Annotated in this window: 23 protein-coding genes; 14 read left to right on the forward strand and 9 right to left on the reverse strand. The window is 26.6% G+C overall.

Annotated features, from left to right (window positions below):
• The coding region (locus R4K56_RS01295; protein WP_335773049.1) for a hypothetical protein at positions 1–947 on the reverse strand (947 nt) is incomplete at its 3' end.
• 280 nt (positions 948–1227) lie between these two features.
• Between R4K56_RS01295 and guaB the strand changes: the two genes are divergently transcribed.
• Entirely contained in the window at positions 1228–2349 is a 1122-nt protein-coding gene (gene guaB, locus R4K56_RS01300; protein ID WP_335758286.1) for an IMP dehydrogenase, read from the forward strand.
• 357 nt (positions 2350–2706) lie between these two features.
• Positions 2707–3075 carry a DMT family protein gene (locus R4K56_RS01305; RefSeq protein WP_335760824.1) on the forward strand — a complete coding sequence of 123 codons (369 nt, stop codon included), beginning with the start codon at positions 2707–2709 and terminating at the stop codon, positions 3073–3075.
• Positions 3076–3551: 476 nt separating this feature from the next.
• On the opposite strand, the gene R4K56_RS01310 is transcribed toward R4K56_RS01305, so the two are convergent.
• The 3 genes from R4K56_RS01310 to R4K56_RS01320 form a co-directional block, all read right to left on the reverse strand.
• Positions 3552–4421, reverse strand: coding sequence for a hypothetical protein (locus tag R4K56_RS01310; RefSeq protein WP_335773050.1), 870 nt, complete (start codon positions 4419–4421; stop codon positions 3552–3554).
• Positions 4422–4520: 99 nt separating this feature from the next.
• Entirely contained in the window at positions 4521–5450 is a 930-nt protein-coding gene (locus R4K56_RS01315; protein WP_297298065.1) for a sigma-70 family RNA polymerase sigma factor, read from the reverse strand.
• Positions 5451–5562: 112 nt separating this feature from the next.
• Positions 5563–7002, reverse strand: a complete 1440-nt coding sequence (locus R4K56_RS01320) for a hypothetical protein (RefSeq protein WP_335773051.1) — start codon at positions 7000–7002, stop codon at positions 5563–5565.
• 164 nt (positions 7003–7166) lie between these two features.
• Here R4K56_RS01320 and R4K56_RS01325 point away from each other — a divergent pair, with 164 nt between their 5' ends.
• Positions 7167–7589: a PepSY-like domain-containing protein gene (locus R4K56_RS01325; RefSeq protein WP_335758291.1), complete on the forward strand. Its 423-nt coding sequence runs from the start codon at positions 7167–7169 to the stop codon at positions 7587–7589.
• 23 nt (positions 7590–7612) lie between these two features.
• Complete coding sequence (locus R4K56_RS01330; RefSeq protein ID WP_335758292.1) at positions 7613–8041, forward strand: PepSY-like domain-containing protein; 429 nt, start codon at positions 7613–7615, stop codon at positions 8039–8041.
• 822 nt (positions 8042–8863) lie between these two features.
• Here R4K56_RS01330 and htpG read toward each other — a convergent pair.
• Positions 8864–10783 carry a molecular chaperone HtpG gene (gene htpG / locus R4K56_RS01335; protein ID WP_335772626.1) on the reverse strand — a complete coding sequence of 640 codons (1920 nt, stop codon included), beginning with the start codon at positions 10781–10783 and terminating at the stop codon, positions 8864–8866.
• Positions 10784–11011: 228 nt separating this feature from the next.
• Here htpG and R4K56_RS01340 point away from each other — a divergent pair, with 228 nt between their 5' ends.
• From R4K56_RS01340 to R4K56_RS01350, 3 genes are all read left to right on the forward strand, one after another.
• A complete protein-coding gene (locus tag R4K56_RS01340; protein ID WP_335772627.1) occupies positions 11012–11935 on the forward strand; it encodes an AEC family transporter in 924 nt (307 codons plus the stop codon).
• A gap of 346 nt (positions 11936–12281) precedes the next feature.
• Complete coding sequence (locus R4K56_RS01345; protein ID WP_335772628.1) at positions 12282–12875, forward strand: DUF3793 family protein; 594 nt, start codon at positions 12282–12284, stop codon at positions 12873–12875.
• 11 nt (positions 12876–12886) lie between these two features.
• Positions 12887–13318, forward strand: coding sequence for a flavodoxin (locus tag R4K56_RS01350; protein WP_335760688.1), 432 nt, complete (start codon positions 12887–12889; stop codon positions 13316–13318).
• 81 nt (positions 13319–13399) lie between these two features.
• Here the strand turns inward: R4K56_RS01350 and R4K56_RS01355 are convergent, their stop codons facing one another.
• Together R4K56_RS01355 and aroB are read right to left on the reverse strand one after the other, a co-directional pair.
• Positions 13400–14092 (reverse strand): hypothetical protein, encoded by a 693-nt coding sequence (locus R4K56_RS01355; protein ID WP_335772629.1) that lies wholly within the window; start codon positions 14090–14092, stop codon positions 13400–13402.
• Positions 14085–15152: a 3-dehydroquinate synthase gene (gene aroB, locus R4K56_RS01360; RefSeq protein ID WP_335772637.1), complete on the reverse strand. Its 1068-nt coding sequence runs from the start codon at positions 15150–15152 to the stop codon at positions 14085–14087. The genes R4K56_RS01355 and aroB overlap by 8 nt, the downstream gene beginning before the upstream one ends.
• A gap of 217 nt (positions 15153–15369) precedes the next feature.
• On the opposite strand from aroB, the gene R4K56_RS01365 reads away from it, so the two are divergent.
• The 6 genes from R4K56_RS01365 to R4K56_RS01390 all read left to right on the forward strand — a co-directional run bounded on the left by R4K56_RS01365 (position 15370) and on the right by R4K56_RS01390 (position 21864).
• Positions 15370–16386 (forward strand): galactose ABC transporter substrate-binding protein, encoded by a 1017-nt coding sequence (locus tag R4K56_RS01365; RefSeq protein WP_335772630.1) that lies wholly within the window; start codon positions 15370–15372, stop codon positions 16384–16386.
• A gap of 86 nt (positions 16387–16472) precedes the next feature.
• Positions 16473–17504 carry a galactose ABC transporter substrate-binding protein gene (locus R4K56_RS01370; protein WP_335772631.1) on the forward strand — a complete coding sequence of 344 codons (1032 nt, stop codon included), beginning with the start codon at positions 16473–16475 and terminating at the stop codon, positions 17502–17504.
• A gap of 502 nt (positions 17505–18006) precedes the next feature.
• Positions 18007–19062, forward strand: coding sequence for a galactose ABC transporter substrate-binding protein (locus tag R4K56_RS01375; RefSeq protein WP_335772632.1), 1056 nt, complete (start codon positions 18007–18009; stop codon positions 19060–19062).
• An 89-nt stretch (positions 19063–19151) separates the two neighbouring features.
• Positions 19152–20654 carry a galactose/methyl galactoside ABC transporter ATP-binding protein MglA gene (gene mglA / locus R4K56_RS01380; RefSeq protein WP_335772633.1) on the forward strand — a complete coding sequence of 501 codons (1503 nt, stop codon included), beginning with the start codon at positions 19152–19154 and terminating at the stop codon, positions 20652–20654.
• A 21-nt stretch (positions 20655–20675) separates the two neighbouring features.
• On the forward strand, positions 20676–21698 hold the full coding sequence (mglC, locus tag R4K56_RS01385) for a galactose/methyl galactoside ABC transporter permease MglC (protein WP_335757925.1): 1023 nt from the start codon (positions 20676–20678) through the stop codon (positions 21696–21698).
• Positions 21699–21708: 10 nt separating this feature from the next.
• Entirely contained in the window at positions 21709–21864 is a 156-nt protein-coding gene (locus R4K56_RS01390) for a hypothetical protein (protein WP_297298093.1), read from the forward strand.
• 463 nt (positions 21865–22327) lie between these two features.
• Here R4K56_RS01390 and sdaAA read toward each other — a convergent pair whose 3' ends face one another.
• Positions 22328–23209 carry an L-serine ammonia-lyase, iron-sulfur-dependent, subunit alpha gene (gene sdaAA / locus R4K56_RS01395; RefSeq protein ID WP_335757924.1) on the reverse strand — a complete coding sequence of 294 codons (882 nt, stop codon included), beginning with the start codon at positions 23207–23209 and terminating at the stop codon, positions 22328–22330.
• Between the two features lie 22 nt (positions 23210–23231).
• Positions 23232–23906 (reverse strand): L-serine ammonia-lyase, iron-sulfur-dependent subunit beta, encoded by a 675-nt coding sequence (gene sdaAB / locus R4K56_RS01400; RefSeq protein WP_335772634.1) that lies wholly within the window; start codon positions 23904–23906, stop codon positions 23232–23234.
• A 781-nt stretch (positions 23907–24687) separates the two neighbouring features.
• Between sdaAB and R4K56_RS01405 the strand changes: the two genes are divergently transcribed.
• The gene (locus R4K56_RS01405; RefSeq protein ID WP_335772635.1) at positions 24688–26574 is read left to right on the forward strand and encodes a tetratricopeptide repeat protein; all 1887 of its coding nucleotides are present in this window, start codon (positions 24688–24690) and stop codon (positions 26572–26574) included.
• Positions 26575–26658: the final 84 nt, after the last annotated feature.

Genomic DNA, 26658 nt, shown 5'->3' on the forward strand with positions numbered 1-26658 from the left:
ATATTGTCAAATAGATTAACTATTTCAAGTACCTTAGAAGGAAAATATGATATGCTGCTCAATTTTAAAGCATCATTATAATCAAAGCTAATAATATAATTAGGACTTAAAAATGGTTTTCTATTTATAATGCTATTATAATAATTCAAAAATATTCCATGTCCATGTCTGTAATATTCATTATGTAATCCTACTATTAATGACACTTCATCATTATACTTAATAAAATTCTTCAAATATGAATAGCATTTCATATTACTGCATTCGTTTAAAGCTTTTAAATTAACTATATCATACCAAAAAGCTGCTATAGAAATATTAACAATCTCATTAAATAAAATCTCTCTTAAACCATATTTATATACATGCTCTAATTGAGATATATTCTTTTTTATATGAAATTTTTTAAATATATTCTTATAATATTTTAAATACTTATCCTTAAAGTTATTTCTAACATCAATAACTAAATTATTATTTATACTTTTATTATAATACTTGATAAATTTTATAATATTGAAAAATACCCTATTAGAATGCGGTATACTGTCATTATTTTTTAATGCCTCAATATTATCAAAATTCATATCTTCATTCTTTATATTTATCAAAAGTCTTACTATAATTTTTAAAGAATAATCTATAATTTGTTTTGAGTATTTTAATTGCTTTATAAATGATAAATCCTTTCCATTTATGCTTTCCATACATTTTATCAAATCAATTCTAGCAATCAAAGAAAGCTTCATCAATATGCCAACAATATTATTTATATCATCTTCAGATATACTCTCATATTGTTTTTTTTCAATAATTTTTACTTCTTCCATTATTGACACTAAAATATAATTCAATTTACTATTTATAAACTTTCCAAAAATAATATTGTCTTCTTCTACATACTTTCTATACATACTAAATACATCATCTTTCATCATAACTGTCATAATCCAACCTCCTTAAAGAAAAATAGTAAATTTCCTTTACATTGATAATATAATATATTATAGGAATTTTGTAAATATAATTTACTGATAAATTAATATTTTATAAATATTTTTTACAATACTGATAATGATTATAATACATTTTCTACAGAAATATATAGTATACAAAAAATTATAATTAAAATATAAAAAATAATTGCAATTAAAGTACTTTTACTATAGAATAGTTTATCAAAATATCTATATATCAAATCATATCTAATAAAAAGAGGAAAAATTTATGTCTATACAAATGAGAGAAGCATTAACCTTTGATGATGTACTATTAGTTCCACAAGAATCAGATATTCTTCCGAAAGACGTTTCTTTAAGAAGAAAATTAACAAATAAAATAACATTAAATACACCATTAATAAGCTCCCCTATGGATACTGTAACAGAATCACAGATGGCTATAGCAATGGCATTATGCGGTGGATTAGGTGTTATACATAAAAACATGTCATTAGAACAGCAGGCAAAAGAAGTAGAAATCGTTAAAAACTTCAAAGACATAGAAAATAAAGAAAAGGCAACATTAACAAGTAACGGCACTTTAATAGCCGCTGCTGCAATAGGTATATCTGAAGATAGATATGAGAGAATAGAAAAGCTTATACAAGCTGGAGTTGATTTAATAGTGATAGATACAGCACATGGTCATTCTAAAAATGTACTTACTGCTATAAAAGAAATAAAAGACAAATATAAAGAAGTTGAAGTAATAGCAGGAAATATAGCTACTGCTGACGGTGCTAAAGCATTGATTGATGCTGGTGTTGATGCTATAAAAATAGGTATAGGTGCCGGTTCTATATGTACTACAAGAATAATAGCTGGTGTAGGAGTTCCTCAGCTTACTGCTATAGCTGATGCATCAGAAGTTGCTAAAAAGAATAATGTTGGTTCTATTGCTGACGGAGGAATTAAATATTCCGGCGATATAGTAAAAGCATTTGCTATAGGTGCTGATGCTGTTATGGCTGGAGGACTTTTCTCATCTACTTATGAAGCTCCTGGTGATGTTATTATAATAGACGGAAAAAAATATAAACCTTACAGAGGAATGGGTTCTGTTGGTGCTATGATACATGGAAGCAAAGACAGATATTTCCAAAGTGAAGTTGTAAATAAATCTAAATTCGTTCCTGAAGGTATTGAAGGAGTTACAGAATATAAAGGTCATGTTTCTGATGTTGTATATCAAATTGTAGGCGGTGTACGTTCCGGAATGGGTTATATCGGTGCTAAAGATATAGATACTCTACAGAAAAAAGCACAATTCATTAGAATTACTAATCAAGGTTTGGCTGAAAGTCATGTTCATGATGTAAAAATCACTTCAAAAGCACCTAACTATTAATTTAATAATAATATAAAATAACAATAAATAAAAATCAATAATATTATTTTTTAGTATTATTGATTTTTTTTATTAACAGTATTGACAAAAATACTTAATATGTTAGAATATACTAACAAATGTTAGAGAACATATACAAACTATTTAGTCAACAACTTTGTATCCCTAAATTGATACAATATATTTTATAACCTTCATTTAATTAAACTGTGCCCTATCTGCTCAAGATAGGGCTATTTTTTTATTGTTTACAGTAATATTTTTTAAAATAACTATAGAAAATAATTTTTTATAACTTATAATAGTTTATCAATAAAAATAATTTTTCGTAAAATACGGAGGAATAAAAAAATTATTATGAAAGCTGTAACAACTATATTATTGCTTATTTTGTCTAATACATTTATGACATTTGCTTGGTATGGACATTTAAAATTCAGTGAAATGAAAGGATTTGCTAAATTATCACTTCCTTTTATAATTTTAATTAGCTGGGGAATTGCTTTATTTGAATATTGTTTTCAGGTTCCTGCTAACAGAATAGGTTTTCAGGGAAACGGCGGACTATTTTCACTTATGCAGTTAAAAGTTATGCAGGAAGTTATAACTTTGACAGTATTTACTATATTTACTGTTGTATTCTTTAAAACAGAAACTTTAAAAATTAATCATTTTATAGGTTTCTTATGTCTAATAATGGCAGTATTCTTTATATTCAAAAAATAATAATATAATAAATAAAAATCGGTATGCTTTATTATTAAGTATACCGATTTTTTATTATAAACTTTAATTACACTTGCCCACCCTCTAGCCTTTCAATATTTTCTCATATTTATATATTATTTTTCTTTTAAATCTTAACTGTTTTTATAGCTGCCCACCCAAAATTTTTTTAAATTTGCTGTATTTTCACCGCACGCTAAACAAAGTTAACAACATAGATTTATTTATAATTCAAATTTAATTATATTATAAATTTAGTTAACCGTGCGTTAAATGCATTTTTAAGTTAATTTCAACTTGGGCGAGTGTTAAAATTTCTAATCAAGCCAAAAATATAATACAAACTAAAATTTCAAATATAGTAATAGGGAATAAAGGGCGGGGTATGTAATAAAATTTCATAGAAATAGTAATAAAAAAGCTCTGGCATATTTATACACCAGAGCTTTTAATATATATTAATTGGAAATTAAATACTATTGTAAAGTAACCACATAATTCCATTTAGGAAGCGGATATCTGCCAGCTTTACCAACTGATTTACCATTAGCATCAGTGATTTCTGCCTCAGCATATAATAAATATCTGCCTTTTGGAAGGTAACGGTTTCCTGATGACATTCTTCCAGCAAAATAGAATTGTGTTTGAGCTTGTCCGTCTAATACATATATTTTAGGCAAGTAGAACACTAAATCTCTGCTTAATATATTATAATTATTGTCTATTTTTCTAGCATATACTCTTATTTTAGCATATCTAGCTTCTTGAGGAGCCTTAACAGCTAAAGTTATTAAAAGAGGATTTCCTCTTGTAGCCACAAATCTATCATTATAATTGATTATAAATGAACTTATTCTTACAGGCTGATTAGCATCATTTGATGTTGTATCAGCTATATTGTTGTTAGGTCTAAGAGTATTAGAAGTAGTTACTAATACTGTATTGTCAGTATTATATGTATAAGCAGAACTTCCGCCTGTACTATTTGGTTTTGTAGAAGGTTTTACATCAGGTATATTACTATCATTAACCTCATATAATCCGCTATCAGATAAATTGATAGAAGAATCTTTATTAGTTTGTGTATTAGTATTATTATCTACTGTTATTGTGTTGTTAGTAGCCAAAAAGTCTTTATCTTCTGGGCTTATATTATCACCAAATATATCATCTGTAGTGATAGTATCTTCAGGCATATCATTAGTTTCATTTCCGCCCAAATCTAATAAAGGTATATTTTTGCTTCCTAATAAACTTTTAGCAATAAAAAATCCTGCCACAACTACAACAAGAACTATTACTATAATAATAATTGGTTTTAATTTAGCTTTCATTTCGTTAGACATAAAGTTCCACCCATGATTTTTTTATATATTAGTTTTTCGGATAAAATAGAAATTATTTAATAAAAAAACAAAATAATTTGTACGATTTGATAAATAAAATTAATCCCACAAGAAACTTTTTAGTTCTTTAGATAAATTAAGACCTGCAAGTTTTTTTATAGCTTTGATTTGAATTTGTCTTACTCTTTCTCTAGTAATATTTAATTCCTTGCCTGTATCTTCTAAAGTTTTAGCTTCTTTTCCATATAGACCATATCTTGAAATAATAACAGTTCTTTCTTTCTCATCTAAACATTTTAATGCTTCTGTTAAAGTATCTCTTAAACTATCCATAAATGCTTTCTGATGAGGAGATGGAAAATTTCTATCTTCTATAACTGAAGTCATGTCATTATTATCTGAATTTTTGAAAAATGAATCAACACTAGCTGTATCTTGAGTAAATATCATTATATATGATAGAGTTTTTCTATCCACTTTCATTTCTTTAGCTATTTCATCTATAGTTGGTTCTCTGCCCAATTGCTGTGTTAAAGTTTTTGAAGTTTGTATACTTTTTTTAATTAATCTAGCTATATGCATAGGGAAACGTATAATATGTCTTTTGCTTGATATTTCTTTAACTATACTTTGCTTTATCCACCAAACACCATAAGTAGAAAATTTAAAACCCTTTTTATATTCAAATCTTTTTACAGCTTCTATAAGTCCGATATTTCCCTCATCTATAATATCAATAAAAGGTACTCCGCTATTATAGTATCTTTTTGCAATACTTATTACTAATCTTAAATTAGACTTTACAAGTTTATGCTGTATAGAATCTATTTCTTTTTCTAAATCTTCTAATTCTTTTTTAGATTCTTCATCATCTTTTTCTAAAAGTAAAGCCTTTTTATCCCGGCAAACCTCAAGACGCTGCCATAATTCAAGTTCTTCTTCTTTAGTGAGTCTTCTTATTTCACCTATTTGCTTTAAATATACGCTAACAGGACCCTTATACTCTTGATTAATATCTTTTTTTAACAATTACTTTCCCTAAAATACAAACATTTTATAAATTAAAAAGCAGAAAATCCTATATAAGGATATAAGATTTTTGCAAATTGTCAAGGTATTTTAAATAATTAATTTCAAATAATTACAGAGGACAATCAAATATAGATGCATTCCTAACTTTTTCCAAATATCTTATAAACAAATGGAAAAGTATAGGATCTAATTTTATAGTTTCCTCCAAGAAATTTTCATACATATATGAAATAACATCATTTATTACATTACCTTCAGTCTTATTTTTTATAGAATTAGTGTATAAAATATCATAAGAATCTATAATTTCTAAAACTTTAGCTGGAAAATATGATAATGCCAACATATTATTAATATCATTAGGATCATAAGTTAATATGTTTTCTATAGTATTATACTGTTTATTAGCAAACTGCTTATGATACATATTAATAAACATACCATATCCATTTCCATAATATTCATGATGAAGCCCAACTGTAGTATATGTATACTCATTTTGTGCCATACAATATTTCAAAAGATTAAAACCTAGTATAGAATGAGTATCGCCTATATTATTTTGAATAATAGGAATGTTAGGAAGTTCATCAACCAATGCTATATCATGCCAAAATGCTGCTCTGGCATAATATTTTATTTCATTTTGACCTATCTTTCTAAATCCAACTTTAGATATATCTTCTATCCTATCTGCTTTTGTAAATAAATTATATTTCTCCCCTATTTTATTATAGTAAGAATGGTATTTCTTCTTATATTCTACTCTTAATTTAGATGCTATACCTCTTGATATCTCTTCATTATAGAAATATAAAAATTCAACCATCATAATAAATACCCTGTTACTATGAGCTATTATATTATGATCATTAAAAGCAGAAAGATTATTAAATATACCAAAACCATCATATTCTTTTTCTAATAGGTTAACTATAGTACCTATTATATCTGCAAATATTAAATCATCTTTCTTAACATTTTGATAATCTTTTAAATTGGATATACTATTTTGTTTAATATAATTTAAATGATATATAAGATTTAATCTCTCTATAATACCAACATCTGTTAAAATAGTACCTATTAATTTAGCTAATTCAACATCTAATTTACTTTGAGTAACAAAAAGTTTTAATCTATTAAATATATTCCTCAAATACTCTATTCTATCAACATTCCTTATAGATATAAGTTCATTGAAATGCTGCTCATAATATTCTTTATCATTTTCAAATTGACAATTTTTATAAACATTATAGAAAAGATTAATATCATGAATATCAGCATGCTGTTTATTTATATCTATACTATTTTGGGTTCCAAGTATAGTGCCGAAAGATTTATGTATATAAATGGAACATTTTGAAATATATTCACTATTTTCCAGAGAATTAAATATTTCTTCAACTTTATCAAAAGGAACAAAACTAAATACACCGCTTTCATTAATAAGTATAACATCTAATTGTCTTTCTATGATATTATTGATGTACATTTTTATATATGAAGGACTTACTGTCATATATTTTTTTAAATCTACTATCATATTATTAATCCAATAAATAAAAATATTACACCCTTTATTTTATACTATTTTTTATTTATTTACCAGATAATTTTTATTTTTTTAGTTAATTATTTTTTTATTGATATTTATATGATTTTTTGTTATATTATAAATATATCTAATTATTTTTATAATATATGAAAATGATAAAAAAACTTAACATATTAATATTTTTCACATTATTTATTATAATACAAAAAGATTTATTTTCAAATAGTGATATATTACCGAAAAAGTCAATAAATTTTATAAAAAATTATTTCGATTATGAAAATATAATAAATGTAGAAAAATTAAATGATTTTTATAAAGTGGTATTTAGTGATGGTAAGATAATATATTTTGATTTAGACGGAGTTTGGGAAGAAGTAGATGGAAATTCTGCTCCAATACCTACTGATTTTATTGATGAAAATGTAATAAATACAATAAAAAAAACCAATCCCAATGCCGCTATTATGAAAATAAAAAAAAGCTGGAATATGTATATTATTAGTTTGGATAATTATATAAATGTATTTATCGATTTTGCAGGAATGCTTATAGGTCAAAAAACACATTATTAACTTAATATATTTTAAGAGGAAACATGAATAAAAAAACAATACTTTTACTATTATTAATGTTAACAGCTATGTTATACGCTGATGGTATGTATGTACCTCCAGGACAATTACCTACTAATATAATACAATTTATAAATTCATATTTTCCAAATTCAACAATAGTATATGCTGAGATGGACAGAAAAAGTTATGAAATAGGTTTAGATAATGGTGTTGAAATAGAGTTTCTAAGAAATGGAGATTTAAAAGAAATAGAAGGAAATTATATAGCATTGCCTTTAAATATACTTCCAAAATCTGTAGCAAATACTGTTACTAAAACTTATCCTAATACAGTAATAACAAAAATCAAAAAGAAATGGAATCTATACGAAGTCAAACTAAATAATATGATGGAGCTTTATATAGATGCTAGTAATGGTCAGCTTTTAGGTCAGAAATTTGATGATTAAAAATATTATTATTGAATCTATAAATTTATTATTACTAATAAAAATTGTTAGCTATTAATATATACCTAAACAAATAACTTTGTCAATTTTTATATTTTTTAAATATATTATCAACTTTTTTGTCGCTCAAAAAAGTTGCAAAAAACGCATATACTACAGCCTTATATTTTAAAAATATATATTAAAAGTAGTTTAATACCTTAAATTTTAGTAAAAAACGTAGTCCTTCGCGAAGCGTATCCGAGCCTGTCGAGGATATAACTTCTTTGGGTCACGCCAAAGGCACTCCCTACGGTCGCAAAAGAAGTGGGGTGCTGCACGCTGTGTACTTCGTAAGGGCAAAGCCCTGCAGATATTTAAAATTTAAAAAAATTATTTTTGACAAAATATAGTTGTTTAGGTATATACTAAGAATTTTAGAGTTTGTCAATTTTTTTGTTGTTCTTTTTCCCGCCGCAAAAAGAACCAAAAAGTGCAAGGATAAAATTAGTACTAAATAATACTAAAATTGTTTTACATGTAATATAAATTATCAATTTAAGCTAAAATATAGCCCTTTTGCTTCTTTGTGGCAACAAAAGAAGTGGGGTATGGGGCAAAGCCCCATATATTAAAAAGAAAATATAATTTTAATTTTGACAAAATATAGTTGTTTAGGTATATACCAAGATATTTAGATTATTTAATATATATTTTATTTATATTTTGAAGTAAGTTAAATAAAAAATAATAATATACAAAAGTTTTATTAAAAAAATTAAATAAAAAAGGACTGTATTTTTAATACAGCCCTTTTCATAATATAAATATTTTACTTAATCATTATTTAAGCATTAATTTACTCATTCTGCTGGCAAATAATTTAGGATCTTCAAGAGGAAGTCCTTCAAGTATGCAAGCTTCATCATAAAGAAGTTCGCTGTATTCTTTGAAAGTTTCAGAAATTTTATTAGCTTGATATTCTTTTTCTATAGCTTTGAAAACTTCATGAGAAGTGTTAATTTCTAATACTCTCTCTGGCTTCATTCCAAACATATTATTACCTGTTTCAGCAAGAACTTTAGCCATATTAAAGCTGATAGAATCCTCTTTATTTGATAAACATACAACACTTTCTTTAAGTCTGTCAGTTTCTCTTACTTCAGCTACCCTATTTTCTCCTAATACTTCTTTTATAGCATTAAGTATATCTTTATTAACTGAATCTTTGTTTTCATCTTTATTTTCAGAATCCTTATGATCAGCCTGAAGTATAGAATGAAGTTTAGTACCGTCAAACTCTCTCATCATGCTAACCATAAATTCATCTACTCTGTCAGTAAAATAGAGAACCTCATATCCTTTATCTTTCATGCCTTCCATGTGAGGAAGTTTTTCTATAGCAGCTTTATCCTTAGCAGCAGCATAATATATATACTCCTGACCTTCTTTCATTCTTGATTTATATTCTGCTAATGTTGTATATTCGCCTTCAGCAGTATTTGAAGATTGGAATAATAAAAGATTAGATAATTTATCTTTCTTGCTGAAGTCTGAATATATACCTATTTTTATAGACTCACCAAACTCTTTAAAGAAGTTCTCATATTTTTTTCTGTCATTTTTAAGTAAACTCTCTAAAGTATCAAGCACTTTCTTTTCAACATTAGAAGCTATTCTTTTTAATTGAGTGTTATGCTGTAAAATCTCTCTTGAAATATTTAAAGAGAAGTCTGGAGAATCAACTAATCCTCTGACAAATTTTAAATATTCAGGAAGCAAGTCTTTACATTTACCCATTATAAATACATTTCTTGAATAAAGCTCTAATCCTCTTTCAAAATCTGGATGTAAGAAATTGAAAGGAGCTTTTGAAGGTATAAATAATAAAGCAACATATTCTATAGTACCTTCAGCCTTTGTATGTATAACTTCAAATGGATCAGCATAATCATGGAAATGCTCTTTATAAAACTCATTATATTCTTCTGGCTTAACATCATTTTTAGATTTCTGCCAAATACTTATCATAGAGTTAATAGTTTTTTCTTCGTATTGCTGAACTTCTTTATCATCTTTTTTAGGTATAGGCATGTCCATAACTATAGGATAATGAACATAATTAGAATATTTATGTATTAAACGCTCTAATGTATATTTATTGCAATAGTCATCATCTATAAAACCATCATCATCTTGTTTTTCTTCTTTAGCTTTTAATTTAAGTATGATTTTTGTGCCTCTATCCTGTTTATCAATATCTTCTATAGAATAAGAACCATCACCATTACTTTCCCAGCGTACGCCTTTTTCACTATCAACATGCTTAGTTTCTATTGTTATATTATCAGCAACCATAAAAGCAGAGTAAAAACCTACACCAAATTGACCTATTAAATCAATACCGCTTTCTTTAGATGCTTCTTTGTCTTTTTGTATTCTTTCTAAAAATGCTTTAGTACCGCTTCTTGCAATAGAACCTATATTATTAATAACGTCCTCTCTTGTCATACCTATACCGTTATCTTGAATAGTTAATACTCTATTCTGTTCATCAGTTTCTATTTTTATTCTTAAATTATCTATATCAGTATATTTATCGCCGTTTGTTATAGATTCAAATCTAGCCTTATCTAATGCATCGCTTGCATTTGATATAAGCTCTCTTAAAAATATTTCTTTATGAGTGTATATAGAATGCACCATTAAATTTAATATTTGTTTAGTTTCGGCTTCAAAATTAAGTATTTGTTTTTCTGCCATAATAAACTCCTTCGTTTAATTATTTAAAATTCTTTACAGGTTAAAGATAAATTTATAAAAGTATTAAAGTGAATATATAAAGTCTAATAAATAAAAGTCGTCAAAATATAATATCTATATTCTATAATAAAAAATAAAAAAAGCAATTATTTTAACTATAAAAACTATTGCAGTAATAATATAGTAAAATATAATATAACATATATAATACTATGACTGGGTAAAAAAATGTATACTATTATAGAATTAATTCTTCCTATATTTATTTTAATAGCTTTTGGTAAAATATTAAAACATTTTAATATAATAAGCATAGAAGGAATAAAAACTATAAAAAATTTAGCAGTTAATTTATTTCTTCCATTTACTTTTTTTAATATAATTATTCATGGAACATTCAATAAAGATTCTATAATATTAATAATTGCCGGATTTGTAATTGTATTCGGAGCATATTTATTAGGGTTTCTTTTTAAACCTTTGTTCAGTAATGATATAAAAGAATATGTACCTTATGCCAATACATGTATAGAAAGCGGAATGTTTGCCTTGGCTATACTCAATATAATAATAGGCAAAGAAAATTTATTTCCAATAATACAAATGGATATGGTAAATAATATATTTGTTTTTACCGTAGTTACAACAGGATTAACTTTAATATCAGGCAAAAAGCAAACTACAAAGCAAGTAATAAACTCTATAATAAAAAGCCCAATAATAATAAGCCTTATATTAGGAATTATAGGAGCATTATTCAATTTGGGTGAAAAAATAGATAATTCTAATTTTACCGGAACATACAATAGAATAATATCTTTTTTAACAGAGCCTTTATCTCCTATGATACTATTATGTATAGGTGCCGAACTTGAATTTGAACTTGATATATTCAAAAAAGCAATTAAATTATTCTTTGTAAGATTTGCCACAATGGCTGTATTAATATCATTAACTTTATTTGCAATATCTAAAATAATAACTGTTAATTCTATATTTGTGAAATCTATGATTATATATTTTCTTTCTCCATCACCTTTTATACTATTAATGTATACTAATGATGAAAAAGTTAATAAATTTCTGTCAGGGTTCTTATCATTACAAATAATAATGTCTTTAATATTCTGTATAGTTGTTAGTTTAGTATAATTATTTTTAATATATACTGAAAATTTTTAAGTTTGTCAAAAAATACAATTTTTAATTTAGGTTATTTGTGGGGACTAGCCCCCACACCCCCAGTTCTTTTGTTGGCACAAAGAACCAAAAAGACTGCATTTTTGACACAAATCTTGGTTTTACTTCACATTTCAAACAAAACTTAATAATATTTTATACTATTAATAAACAAAAACTACATTTACAAAAAATTAAAAATTGACAAAATATAGTTGTTTAGGTATATATTATAATTTTAATAAAAAATAATAAAAAAGTTAGAATACACTAACAAAAGTATTGACATTCTAAAAATATATGTTAGAATACTCTAACAATGAATAAATATACATTTGATGAGTTAATTATTAATCACTGTGCACCTGCCCTTTCAGGTATAAAGATAGCTAATATATTTACTTATCAGTATGACTCTAAAAAAGAGCTTGAGAAAGAAGTTTCTTCATACAATGATATTCTTAGCTTTAAAAACATAAAGGTATCTATAATTAAAGATAATGCTAATAAGGCTATAATTTATGTTTATAATGAGAAAGAGTTAGAGAATTATTTATTAGATGATGAGATTTTTGAGTTTTTAGAGAATTACGGATATAAGTCTAGAAATATACATGAAAGCATAGATTTCTTAAAAACAAGAATGCAATATGCTGAAAGTTTCCCTCATGAAATAGGTATATTTTTAGGATATCCTCTTATTGATATAAATGGCTTTATAAATAATTATGGAAAAAATAGTTTATATACTGGATATTGGAAAGTATACCATAATAAGAATGAAGCTATTAAAATTTTTGATAATTACAATAAATGCAGAGATTTTTATATTAGTACATTCTTGAATGGCAAAGGCATTTTGGAAATAATGGACAATTATCAAAAGTATGTATTAAGAAAAAATATTATATAAGGAGTTTATATATGAATGATAAAATAGCAATAATATATTGGAGCGGTACTGGAAATACAGAAACTATGGCTCAAAATGTAAAAAAAGGAATAGAAAACTCTGGAGGAAATGCTGATATTTTTAATGTATCCAGCTTCGATATAGGAAATATAAATAATTATTCAAAATTAGCTTTAGGATGTCCGGCTATGGGAGCTGAAGTTTTGGAAGAATCTGAATTTCAGCCTTTTTATGACTCTATAAGAGATAGTTTATCAGGCAAAAAAGTTGCATTATTCGGTTCTTATGATTGGGGCGATGGTGAATGGATGAGAAACTGGCAAGATGATGTAAGCAGTGTAGGAGGTTCTTTAGTAAAAGATGGTTTAATAGTAAATTTATCTCCTGATGATGATGCTATAAATCAATGTGTAAGTTTAGGTGAAGCATTAATGAAAGCATAAGTTGGAAAATCCTAAGACAAAAAGAGGCATTAATAAATATTTATTAATGCCTTCTTTTTATTGTATAAAATTTAATTTTTATTATCTTTTATCAATTTCAAAAAGCATAGTTATATCATTCATATTTATATCATCTTTTCCAAATGAATAAGAAGTGATTTTATTTGTACCTTCTTCAGAACTTTCTTCTATAAAATTGGTTAGATAAAAATGAGTAATATTATGACTCTCCTCTATTCTAAATTTATAAATATCTGTGTACTCATATTCATCAGCATATCTTAAAACCTCAAATTCAAGTGTACCATTATTAACAGTAGGTTTTATATTAATATTTTGAGAATGTCTAGTAAAAGGATAAAATCCAGCTGCAAAATATGCATTATCTCTATATAATCCCCATAAACTCACATAAATATAATGCTCATTTATATCAGAAAAATTTTCATCATCTATATTTACTGTATAAACACTTGAAACATAATATTTATTGCCATTAATATCAATAACACTATTTGTGCATGGTTTATAAGCATTAAGAGTTTTTATTACTTCATTATCTATATTAGTGTATCCGCCATTTTTCAAATCAACTATACCAAAAGGAATTTTAGTAACATCAAATTCAATACTAGCTTCCACTATATTTTTATTGACTAATTCAGAATCTTTTAAATCAGCAGTTTTTTTTATATTATTATCTAAATTATTAGTTTCAGAACATGATACTAACAACACCATAAATACAATAATTTTATAAAAAATATTATTCATTGATAATATCCTCAATATTTACTTTATCAACATAAGGTTTGCCTATTGATTCTAAGAATACAAAATTTATTTTATCATCACTTCTTTTTTTATCTAATTTAACAGCATCTTTCAAATTTATATTTTCAGGAACTGATATAGGCAGAGAAAATTTACTTAATATTTTTTTTGTTCTTTCAAGTAAATTTTTATCTTTGGTTATTCCTTTTTTAATTCCATATTCAATTGCATAAACCATTCCTATAGCAACGGCTTCCCCATGAAATAAAACACCATAACCAGCTGCGTTCTCAACACTATGCCCTATAGTATGTCCGAAGTTTAAAAACATTCTTTCCTTTTGTTCTTTATAATCAATCTCTACAATACGGGCTTTTAATTCGCAGTTTCTTTTAAGAACAAAATCCATATCTAAATTTGAATTATTATTGCAATTAGCCTCTATCAATTCTAAAAGTGCATCATCAAATAGTAAAGCATGCTTAATTACTTCAGCCATACCAGAATTAAATTCTCTTTTCGGCAACGACAATAAAGTATTGCTATCTATTATTACAAGTTTAGGACTATGAAAAGCTCCGACTAAATTTTTACCTTCCTTTATATTAATCCCAGTTTTTCCGCCTACAGAAGAATCAACGCATGCAAGCAATGTTGTTGGTATCTGTACGAAATCAATGCCTCTCATCCAAGTAGCAGCAGCATATCCAGCCATATCGCCAACTACACCTCCGCCTAAAGCTATTATTATATCTTTGCGGCTCAATTCATTTTTTGCTAAATGAGAGTAAATATTTGAAATAGTTTCTATATTTTTATTAGCTTCCCCATTTTCAAGTACACATACAGATGCAATTATATTTTCTTTTTCTAAACTTTCTTTTACTGTATCAGCATATAATTTTGATACTATATCATCAGTAACTATTAATGCTCTTGTACTCTTTAATATATTTTTTACTAATTCACCTGTTTTGCTTATGATTCCTTTTTCAACTAAAATATAATAGTTAATTAAGTTATTTGAATCATTATTAATTTTTACTTCTACTCTATTCATCATCATTCATACCCGTTATTAATAATATTATGTTTACATTATAAATCATTTTTAAAAAATAAAAAAGTTAGAAAGATAAAAGTTTTATATTAAATTTTTATATAAACTTAAATAAAAATACAAACTTTCATAAAAGCTTTATATATTTAAATTATTGATTTACTTGACAATAAAAACTATTAAACTATAATTTAAAAGTTATTATTAGGAGTGCATAATGAAAAAAATTTTTATTTTATTATTAGTTTTATTATCATCTACTTTAATGCTATATACACAAAAAAAGAGTAATTCTATAGGTATAGCATTTTACAGATATGATGATAAATATATAGAATATTTAAAGCAATATATAGAAAAAAGCGTTAATAAAAGTGCTTCATTATTAATGGTTGATTCATACAATAGTCAATCAACTCAAAATGCTCAAATAGAAATGCTTTTGAAAAAGAATGTTAATATATTAGCAATAAATTTAGTAGATAAAAGTCAAGCCCAAAAGGTAATAGATAAAGTAAGCGTTAAAAATACACCTATTATATTCTTTAATAGAGAACCAAGCCTTGAATCGATGAAAACTTATGATAAAGCATGGTATATAGGAGGAACAGCTCAGGAAGCAGGAAGTGCTCAGGGCAGAGTGATAGCAGAAAGCTGGCAAAAACGCATGAATTGGGATAAAAACCAAGACGGTAAAATACAATGTGTAATAATAAAAGGCGATTTAAATGATTATGATACAATAAATAGAACTGAATACATGAAAAAATATGTAGCTTCAAACAATATAAAATTAGATATTTTAGCTGAAGTTTCTGCAATGGGAAAAAGAGAAAATGCTTCAAGAGTTATGGAAAATTTAATTTCTAAATATGGTGAAAAAATAGAGTACATTATATGCAATAATGATTATATGGCATTAGGGGCATTGGATAGTTTAAGAAAATTTGGAATGAATAAAGGCAGCAGAATGCTTAATTATATACCTATAATAGGTGCTGACGGAATACCTGAATGCTTACAAGAAATACAAAATTATGGTATATTTGCTACAGTATTACAGAACCCAGTTACTCAAGCTGAACTTCTTACATCAATATCAAAAAATTTAATTAGCGGAAAAGCACCATTAGACGGCACACATTTTAATTTTTATAATAACAAATATGTTGTAATACCGTATATACCTGTAACTATATCTAATATAGATAAAGCTATAAAATTATATGAATAAATTGTATTTTTTACATATTTTTATTTGACTTATAAGTTTTTTTTTAATAAACTAAAATATAACTATTAAAAAATAGGAGCTTTTTTATGAATAAAGTAATTTTTACTTTTTTAGCATCTTTGTTATTGTTGGTATCAGTTAGCTGCGGAAATAATTCCAAATCAGCTGATGGTGAAATAGAAGTTGGCATAACAATATACAGATATGACGATAACTTCATTTCATTTATGAGAAGAAATATTGAAACAATGTTAAACGGCAAAGTTAAATTTATTATGAATGATTCTGAAAACGATCAAGTAAAACAAAATGATCAAATTGATGCCGCTATTCAAAGAAATGTTGATGCTTTAGCAATTAACTTAGTAGATCCAGCATCAGCAAGTTTTATGATTAACAAAATAAAACCTACTGGAATTCCTGTAATATTCTTCAACAAAGAGCCTAGCAAAGAAGATATGTTGAGTTATGACAAAGCTTGGTATGTTGGTACTTTAAGTGAAGAATCAGGAAACATACAAGGTGAATTAGTTGTTAAAGCTTGGACATCAAATCCTAATTGGGATAAAAATGGTGATGGTGTTATACAGTATGTACTATTAAAAGGTGAAGCAGGACACCCAGATGCTGAAGCTAGAACTGAAAGAATTAAAGCAGTATTAGCTGATAATGGTATTAATATAGAACAATTAGACGAACAAACTGCTAACTGGGATATACTTCAAGCACAAAATGCTACTGATGCTTGGATAGAAAAATTTGGAAACAAAATAGAGTTTATATTCTCTAATAATGATGCTATGGCTTTAGGTGCATTAAAATCAATACAAAAACAAGGATACAATATAGGCGATGCAGCTAAATTTATTCCTATAGTTGGTGTTGACGCTATACCTGAAGTAATTGAAGAAATTAAAAAAGGAACTGTAGTTGGTACAGTACTACAAAGCCCTAAAGATCAAGCTAAAGCTATAGTAGATATGCTTTTAAATGTTGCTAATGAAAAAGATGTACTTGATGGAACTGAATATAAATTAGATGATGTTAAAGCTGTAAGAGTTCCATACAGAGCAATTACATTAGAAAATATAGAAGAATCAGCAGAAGCTTATAAATAAGAAATAAATAAAAATATTTAAACAATTAGATTCACATATTTATTATTAATATGTGAATTTAATTGTTATTATTTTTTTAAATAAAAAATCTATAAACATATACAACTCATAAAACAATTTTTTAATATCTTAAAACAGTACAACTTAAAAATTTTCACTAAAATCTAACTATTTTTATATAATAAATCATTATAATTTCATATTTTATCAAATAACAAATTATATAATTATATATACAATAAGCAAGCTATAAAAAATTAAAACAATGAAATATATAAAAAATTCTGCAAAATATAAACTATATATAAAATTTTAAGTACCAAAATATCAACATAACATAATAAAAAACATATATAAAATGTCAATAATGCAAATTAATTAAGAATTTTTGGTCATATAATTGTTATGAACATGTAAAAAATGTCATTTTACTTGATTTAAGAAAATAAATTTATATACTAATTAGGTAGAGAATATTAATTAATTTAAGGAGTTTTCTAATATGAAAAAATCACTTATCGTTACTGGAGCATTGTTAATAATGACTTCAATTTTCGCAATCTCATGTGGTGGCGGATCTTCTTCTTCTTCTTCAGCTGCTGCTAACGGTCCTACTATCGGTGTAACAATTTACCGTTATGACGATAACTTTATGTCTTTCTATAGAAGAAACATTGAAAGTAGAATCAGCGGAAAAGCTAATCTAATTATCAATGACTCTCAAAATAACCAAGCTCAACAAAATGACCAAGTTGATGTAATGATACAAAAAGATGCTAAAGCTTTAGCTATTAACTTAGTAGACCCACAAGCTGCTCAAACTATAATAGACAAAGCTAAAACTAAAAATATACCTGTTGTATTCTTCAACAAACAGCCTAGTGCTCAAGCTATGGCTAGCTATGATAAAACTTGGTATGTAGGTACTACTCCTGAAGAATCTGGAGATATGCAAGGACAAGTTGTTGTAGACACTTGGAAAGCTAACCCAACTTGGGACAAAAACGGTGACGGTGTTATACAGTATGTATTATTAAAAGGTGAACCAGGCCACCCAGATGCTGAAGCTAGAACTAGTCACGTTACTTTATTCATCACTAACAATGGTTTAAAAATCGAAAGATTAGAACCAGAACAAACAGCTATGTGGGATACTGCAAAAGCTAAAGATATAGTTGATGCTTGGATGCAAAAACATGGTGATAAAATAGAATATATTTTCTGTAACAATGACGCTATGGCTTTAGGTGCTTTACAGTCTGTACAGTCTTTAGGCTACAACAAAGAAGGCGATACTACTAAATATGTACCTATAGTTGGTGTTGACGCTATTCCAGAAATGATCAACGAAATCAAAAAAGGAACTGTAGTTGGTTCAGTTCTTAATGACCCAGTTGGACAATCTCAAGCTCTAGTTGACATTACATTAAATGTTGCTGCTGGTAAAGATCCTTTAGATGGAACTACTTGGACTTTAGACGAAGTTAAAGCTGTTCGCGTTCCTTATGTTCCTATAACTAAAAATAATGTAAATGTTGCTGAAGAAGCATACAAATAATAAATAATTTATTTTTGATAAACAGGGATATTTAAACAAATATCCCTGTTTTGTAAATAGGTATTTGTAATTTATTGAGGTTTTTAATAATGGATAATAAAAAGATTGTTCTTGAAATGAAAGGTATTTCAAAGTCTTTTCCAGGTGTTAAGGCATTGGATAATGTACAACTCACTGTAAAAGAAGGCGAAGTTGTTGCCCTTATGGGTGAAAACGGAGCTGGAAAATCCACTTTAATGAAATGTTTATTTGGTATATATCGTAAAGATAGCGGAGAAATATTTTTAGATGGTAAGGAAGTTAATTTCACTTCACCTAAACAAGCATTAAATAATGGTGTAGCAATGGTTCACCAAGAACTTAACCAAGTTAGACAGAGAAATATACAAGATAATATTTGGCTTGGTAAGTACCCAACTAAATTTGGAATTGTTGATGAAAAGAAAATGTATGACGATACTAAAGCAATTTTTGATGATTTAGAAATACCTCTAGATCCAAGGACAAAAGTATCTACTTTGTCTGTATCAGAAATGCAAATGGTTGAAATCGCAAAAGCTGTTTCTTATAATTCTAAAATATTAGTATTAGATGAGCCTACAAGTTCTCTTACTGAAAAGGAAGTAGCTAAATTATTCAAAATCATTAGAAAGCTTCAAAGCAGAGGTGTTGGAATGGTTTATATTTCACACAAAATGGAAGAAATTCTACAAATTTCTAATGAAGTTACTATAATGAGAGATGGTAAATATGTTGCCACAACTCCTGCTAAAGAATTAACTACTGATATGATAATCAAACAAATGGTAGGTAGAGATTTAACTAATCGTTTCCCAGAAAAAACTAATGTTCCTGGTGAAAATATATTAGAAATTAAAAATTTTACTGCTTTATATCAGCCTTCTCTTAAAGATGTTAATTTTTCTGTTAGAAAAGGAGAAGTATTTGGTATAGCTGGTCTTGTTGGTGCTAAAAGAACTGAAGTACTAGAAAGTATATTCGGTATGAGAACTATATCTTCTGGAACTGTAATAAAAATGGGAAAAGAAGTTAATAATTCTTCTACTAGAAAAGCTATAAGAAATGGTTTCGCTTTGGTTACAGAAGAAAGAAGACAAACAGGTATATTTGGTATGTTATCTATTAATTTCAATTCTATAATAGCCAATATAGATCATTATAAAAATAAATTTGGATTTTTAGATAATAAAAATATGCATGAAGACACAAAATGGGTAATAGAAAGTATGCAGGTAAAAACTCCTTCTGAAAAAACTGCTATACAATCATTATCTGGCGGTAACCAGCAAAAAGTTATTTTAGGAAGATGGCTTTTGAGTAAACCTGATATTCTTATGCTTGATGAGCCTACAAGAGGTATAGACGTTGGTGCTAAGTATGATATATATAGACTTATTATTGACTTGGCTACTGTTGGAAAAGCTGTAATAGTGGTTAGCTCTGAAATGCCTGAGTTACTTGGCATAACCGATAGAATTATGGTTATGAGTAATGGTAGAGTAGCTGGTATTGTAGAGACTAAAAATACTAATCAAGAAGAAATTATGGCATTGTCTGCTAAATATTTATAATTTAATTAAAAAGGAAGAATTATGGACAAAAATAAAATAAACATTAAAACTATTAAATCATTTATATTAAACAATGCTATATTTGCAGCATTACTTATAATAATTATAGGTATTATCATTAAAGACCCTAGTTTCTTCAAATTGAGTAATTTCTTAAACATATTTGCTCAGGCTTCTACTCGTATGATAATAGCTGTAGGTATTGGAACACTTCTTGTAACTCAAGGTAATGACTTAGGTGCCGGTAGAGCTGTAGGACTTGCTGCTGTTGTAAGTGCTTCATTATTACAATCTACTACTAACCCTACTAGAATGTATCCTGATTTACCTGTACTTCCTGTTATACTTCCTATACTTTTAGTTATGCTTATACTTATGGTATTTGGACTTATAAATGGTTTTATAATTTCTAAACTTTATGTAACTCCATTCATAGCTACTTTAGGTATGCAGCTTATACTTTATGGTGTAACTAGTACTTATTTTGATAGACCTCCTTATGGTGCTCAGCCTATTGGAGGACTTGATCCTAGATTTACTAACTTAGCTCAAGGCGGTATTAAATTGGGAGGTTTAACTATTTCATATTTAATTATATTTGCTATCATAATAACAGCTATAATGTGGGTTGTGTGGAATAAAACTAAATTAGGTAAAAACATATTTGCGGTAGGAGGTAACCCTGAAGCTGCTGCTGTTTCTGGTGTAAATATTCCTGTTACTCTTATGATAGTTTATACTATGGCTGGTGCTTTATATGGTATAGCTGGTTCATTAGAGGTTGCTCGCGTTGGTTCTGCTACTAATAATTTGGGTAATGGTTATGAGCTTGATGCTATCGCTGCTTGTGTAGTTGGTGGGGTTTCTTTCTCTGGCGGTATTGGTTCTATATTAGGTATTGTATCTGGTGTATTAATATTCCAAGTTATTAACTATGGTATGACATTCGTTGGTATTTCTCCATACATGCAATACATAATTAAAGGTGCTATCATCATAGCTGCTGTTGCTGTTGATACACAAAAATATTTGAAAAAAGTATGATGAGTTTATTATGGAAAATAATAATAACGATCCTTTTAGAAGAGAATTTAACAAAAAGGAAACTAGAAGACGTACTTTGAAATCTTGGATATTCCTTGGTTTTATAGTGATGATATTTCTAGTAGCTGAGTTTATAAGATACATAATGAGTATAATTTACAATTAAAAATAATAAGGGCTGTACTTAATTTTAAGTATGGCCCTTTTTTATATATGAAGCTTCTTTTAATCCCCACCCTTTTTCTTTATTACCATATTATAAATTTTAATTCATATTATGTTTTTTATTTTCATTAGATTTTTTAACACCCGCCCAAGTGTTAATTAGATTAAAAATTTATTTAACGCACGGTAAACTAAATTTATAATATAATAATAATTTGAATAAAAATTAAATCTATATTCTTAATTTTATTCTGCGTGCGTATAATAGACAATAAATTTTAAAAAAAATTCTGGGTGGGCAGTAAAAATAACAATAAAAATTTCAAAAGAAAATAATATAAAAATAACAGAATAGCATTGAAAGTATAAAGGGCGGGAAAGTGTAATAAAAATTTTAAAGCATGTATTAAAAAAGCCTACAAAAATATTTGTAAGCTTTTTATAATACACAAAAATTATTTATTTTATTTATTTATTTTTCCTAAAAGTTTTTCTGCAATAGCACGTCCGGTAGGAGTATTAGCAAGTCCCCCTTGAGAAGTCTCTCTAAATCTTTCGTCCATTCCTTCTCCAACCTCTTTCATAGCAAGTACAACCTCATCAGCAGGAATAACGCTTTTAAATCCAGCACAAGCCAATTCAGCAGACACTATAGCATGTACAGATGACATAATATTTTTACTCATACATGGCACTTCAACGAACCCTGCCACAGGATCACATACTAAACCAAGTATAGCAGATAGAGATAAAGCAAAAGCATTAGCACATTGTTCAGGAGTACCGCCCATAATCTCAGCACAAGCACAAGCAGCCATAGCAGCAGCACTTCCGCATTCAGCCTGACATCCGCCGCCTGCACCAGCAAATGTAGCTACTTGGGCAATTATATCAGCAAGTCCAGCAGCAGTAAACATTGACTTTACTATATCCTCTCTATTATAGCCTCTATTTTCACATACTGTTAACACTGCTGGCATTATTCCGCAGCTTCCTGCTGTAGGAGCAGCTATTATTTTACCCATACAAGCATTATATCCGCTAACTGCCATTGCAGCAGTTACAACCTCACCTACTGTTTCGCCTAATATACTTTTTTTAGATTTATAAAATTTTTCTACTATTTCAACACATTCATTTTGTAAACCTGTTACGAAATTAAATTTTTCTTTTTTTCCATTTTCAACAGATTCTCTCATTATATCATAATAACTTGACATTTTATTTATAATAACTTGTCTGTCAATTTTTTCACTTCTAGCTTCTATATCTATTACTATATCACTTATTTTTTTATTTTGTTCTGTAGCTAAAGCCACCAATGATTCTATAGATTTTATATCCATACTTTATACTCCATATTATTTTTTAATATAATTTATCTAAAAATACAAAATCTCTTATATTTTCTATACTTCTTATTTTATTCTCAATTTCCTTAGATATAACATTAGTCATTCCTATAACTATAATAGCATATCCCCTATTAGGACCTTCAAACTGAGGAGTTACACTCATATTTTCAATGTTAATGTCATTTTCAAATATAATAGAAGTAACTTGAGCTATGATACCAGGAACATCTTTATTTACTATAGCAATAGTAGGGAAATCTCCTTTATAATGCACCTCAATACCATTAACTTTATCAAGAACTATAGAACCGCCTCCAATAGAAGAAGCTAAAATATTAGCCTCGTTAGTATCTCCCTTTACTTCAATATAAACACTATTAGGGTGAAAAGCATCTCTTAATGTTGTAGGTATGAATTCATATTTAAGATTAGCTTTCTCAGCATAAGAATAACTATCTCTAAGTTTATGATCATCTGTTTCAAAACCTAAAAGTCCAGCTAATAGCGCCTTGTCTGTTCCATGACCTTTCCAAGTCAAAGCAAAAGAACCATGAAGATATATCTTTGCTTCCCTTACATCTTCTCCCAAAATTTTTTTAGCAAGTTTTCCTATACGGCATGCTCCTGCAGTATGTGAACTTGAAGGACCTATCATAACAGGACCTATTATATCAAATAATGTAGCCATAAAATTCCTCCATTTATTAATATAATTTAACATAATAAATAATTTTTGAATACATTTTTTATAATTTTATTAACCAAAAAATAAAAAAATAATGATATTTTTGTAACCTATTTTAAAATTATTTTCATTAATTAAATATCTTTTTTATTTAAACTTTATATATCAATATACAATTAGAAATTCTAAATTACAAAATAAATTTTATTTACATACCCCGCCCTTTATTATTTATAACTATATTTTGAATTCCAATTTAATTATATTTTATACTTTAATCAGAATTTTTAGCACCCACCCAAATGTTAATTATATTGTGAATTCATTTAACGCACGATGAACTAAATTTATAATATAATAAAATTTGAATTAAAAATAAATCTATATTTTTAAGCTTATTCTGCGTGCGGTCAATATACAATAAATTAAAAAAAATTGGGCGGGCAGTTAAAATATATGTAAAATCATAAAAGAAAAATAACATCAAAATACACGAAAGATTAAAAGGATATAGGGCGGGACAATACAAATAGAACATTAATTAAAAATTATTATATAATTAAAAAAAGCAGTTTTTATATCTTCTGATATAATCAGCAATTACTAAAAATACTTTAGGATTATAAAATGAGACCATTAAAGATTTTAATAAAGCTAAAGAATTATAGCTGAATTGATTTTATAAAAGTATAAATTAATTTAAATAATTTAAAACTATATTGAAAATATAAATAAATTCTTTATAATCATTGTACAAGTATATAAAAAAATGGAATTTTAATTTATGAAAAAGATTAAATTTAATTTACAAATTAACGGAAAAACTTGCTTTAATATAGAACAATTAAGGGATAACTTCAATATTAATGATGTCGTTGAACTTTTTGATAAAGGCGTATTAAAAAGATGGCTTTCTATTCACAATTTAAAAGAGTTAGAAGATAAAGTTTCTTCTATAGATATAAATACAAGTTTAGATAATAAAGTAAGAGAATTAACTTTAATATTTTTTAAAGATACCAATAAAGCAGAAGAAATAATAAAAAAATATTTTGAAGAATTAGAATTAAAAAAACAGCAGGAAACCGAGGAAGCTAATCAATACAATTTAAGAAACTATTATGAAGAAGCCAAAAAATTATATAATGAAAAGAGATACGAAGAATCAATTGAATATTACAATAAAGCTATAGAACTAGAACCTAATAATGCATATTTATATAACAACAGAGGTAATGCTAAATTAGAATCAGAAAGATATGAAGAAGCTATTTCAGATTCATATAACAGCAGAGGATATGCTAAATTAGAATCAGAAAGATATGAAGAAGCTATTAAGGATTACGATAAAGCTATAGAGTTAGACCCTAATAATTCAGATTCATATAACAGCAGAGGATATGCTAAATTAGAATCAGAAAGATATGAAGAAGCTATTAAAGATTATAATAAGGCTATAGAATTAAATCCTAATAATGCATATTACTATAATGACAGAGGAAATGCTGAATATAAATTAAAAAGATATGAAGAAGCTATTAAAGATTATGATAAAGCTATAGAATTGAATCCTAATCATGAGTATTACTATGATAAAAGAGGATATACAAAAAACAAATTAGGAAGATATGAAGAAGCTATTAAAGATTATGATAAAGCTATAGAATTGAATCCTAATGATGCATATTATTATAGCAACAGAGGTGATTCTAAAAAACAACTAGGAAGATATGAAGAAGCTATTAAAGATTATGATAAAGCTATAGAGTTAGACCCTAATAATTCAGATTCATATAACAGCAGAGGATATGCTAAATTAGAATCAGAAAGATATGAAGAAGCTATTAAAGATTATAATAAGGCTATAGAATTAAATCCTAATAATGCATATTACTATAATGACAGAGGAAATGCTGAATATAAATTAAAAAGATATGAAGAAGCTATTAAAGATTATGATAAAGCTATAGAATTGAATCCTAATCATGAGTATTACTATGATAAAAGAGGATATACAAAAAACAAATTAGGAAGATATGAAGAAGCTATTAAAGATTATGATAAAGCTATAGAATTGAATCCTAATGATGCATATTATTATAGCAACAGAGGTGATTCTAAAAAACAACTAGGAAGATATGAAGAAGCTATTAAAGATTATGATAAAGCTATAGAGTTAGATCATAATACGGCATATTACTATAATGACAGAGGAAATGCTAAACTTGAATTAGGAAGATGTGTTGAAGCTATTGAAGATTATGATAAATGTATTGAATTAGACCCTAATTATAACGATGCATATCACAATAGAGATATTGCACGTAAACATTTATATGGAACAAGTTCTGAATGTTTCATTACCACAGCAGTATGTTTATCTTTAGGAAAAAATGATGACTGTGATGAATTGATGGAGTTTAGAAGATACAGGGATAATATATTAATAAATGATTATGACGGACTTCAATTAATAAAAGAATATTATAATATAGCACCAAAAATAGTAGAAAGTATTAATAAAAACAATAATAGTAAAAACATATACAAAAATATATATAAAGATTTTATTTCTGTAATATATGAAGATCTGTTAGCTAAAAATTATAAAAAAGCTAAAAATATGTATATAGATATGGTTAGAGAATTACAAAACAAATACTTAATATAACATAAAAACATCTATATAAATATATATTTTTACAAATAGTTAAACTCTTTTTATAACTCGCCGATAACAAAAGAAAAAATAAAT

Origin of the sequence: Brachyspira pulli (assembly GCF_036997785.1) — a bacterium.
Classification (GTDB): Bacteria; Spirochaetota; Brachyspiria; order Brachyspirales; family Brachyspiraceae; genus Brachyspira; species Brachyspira pulli.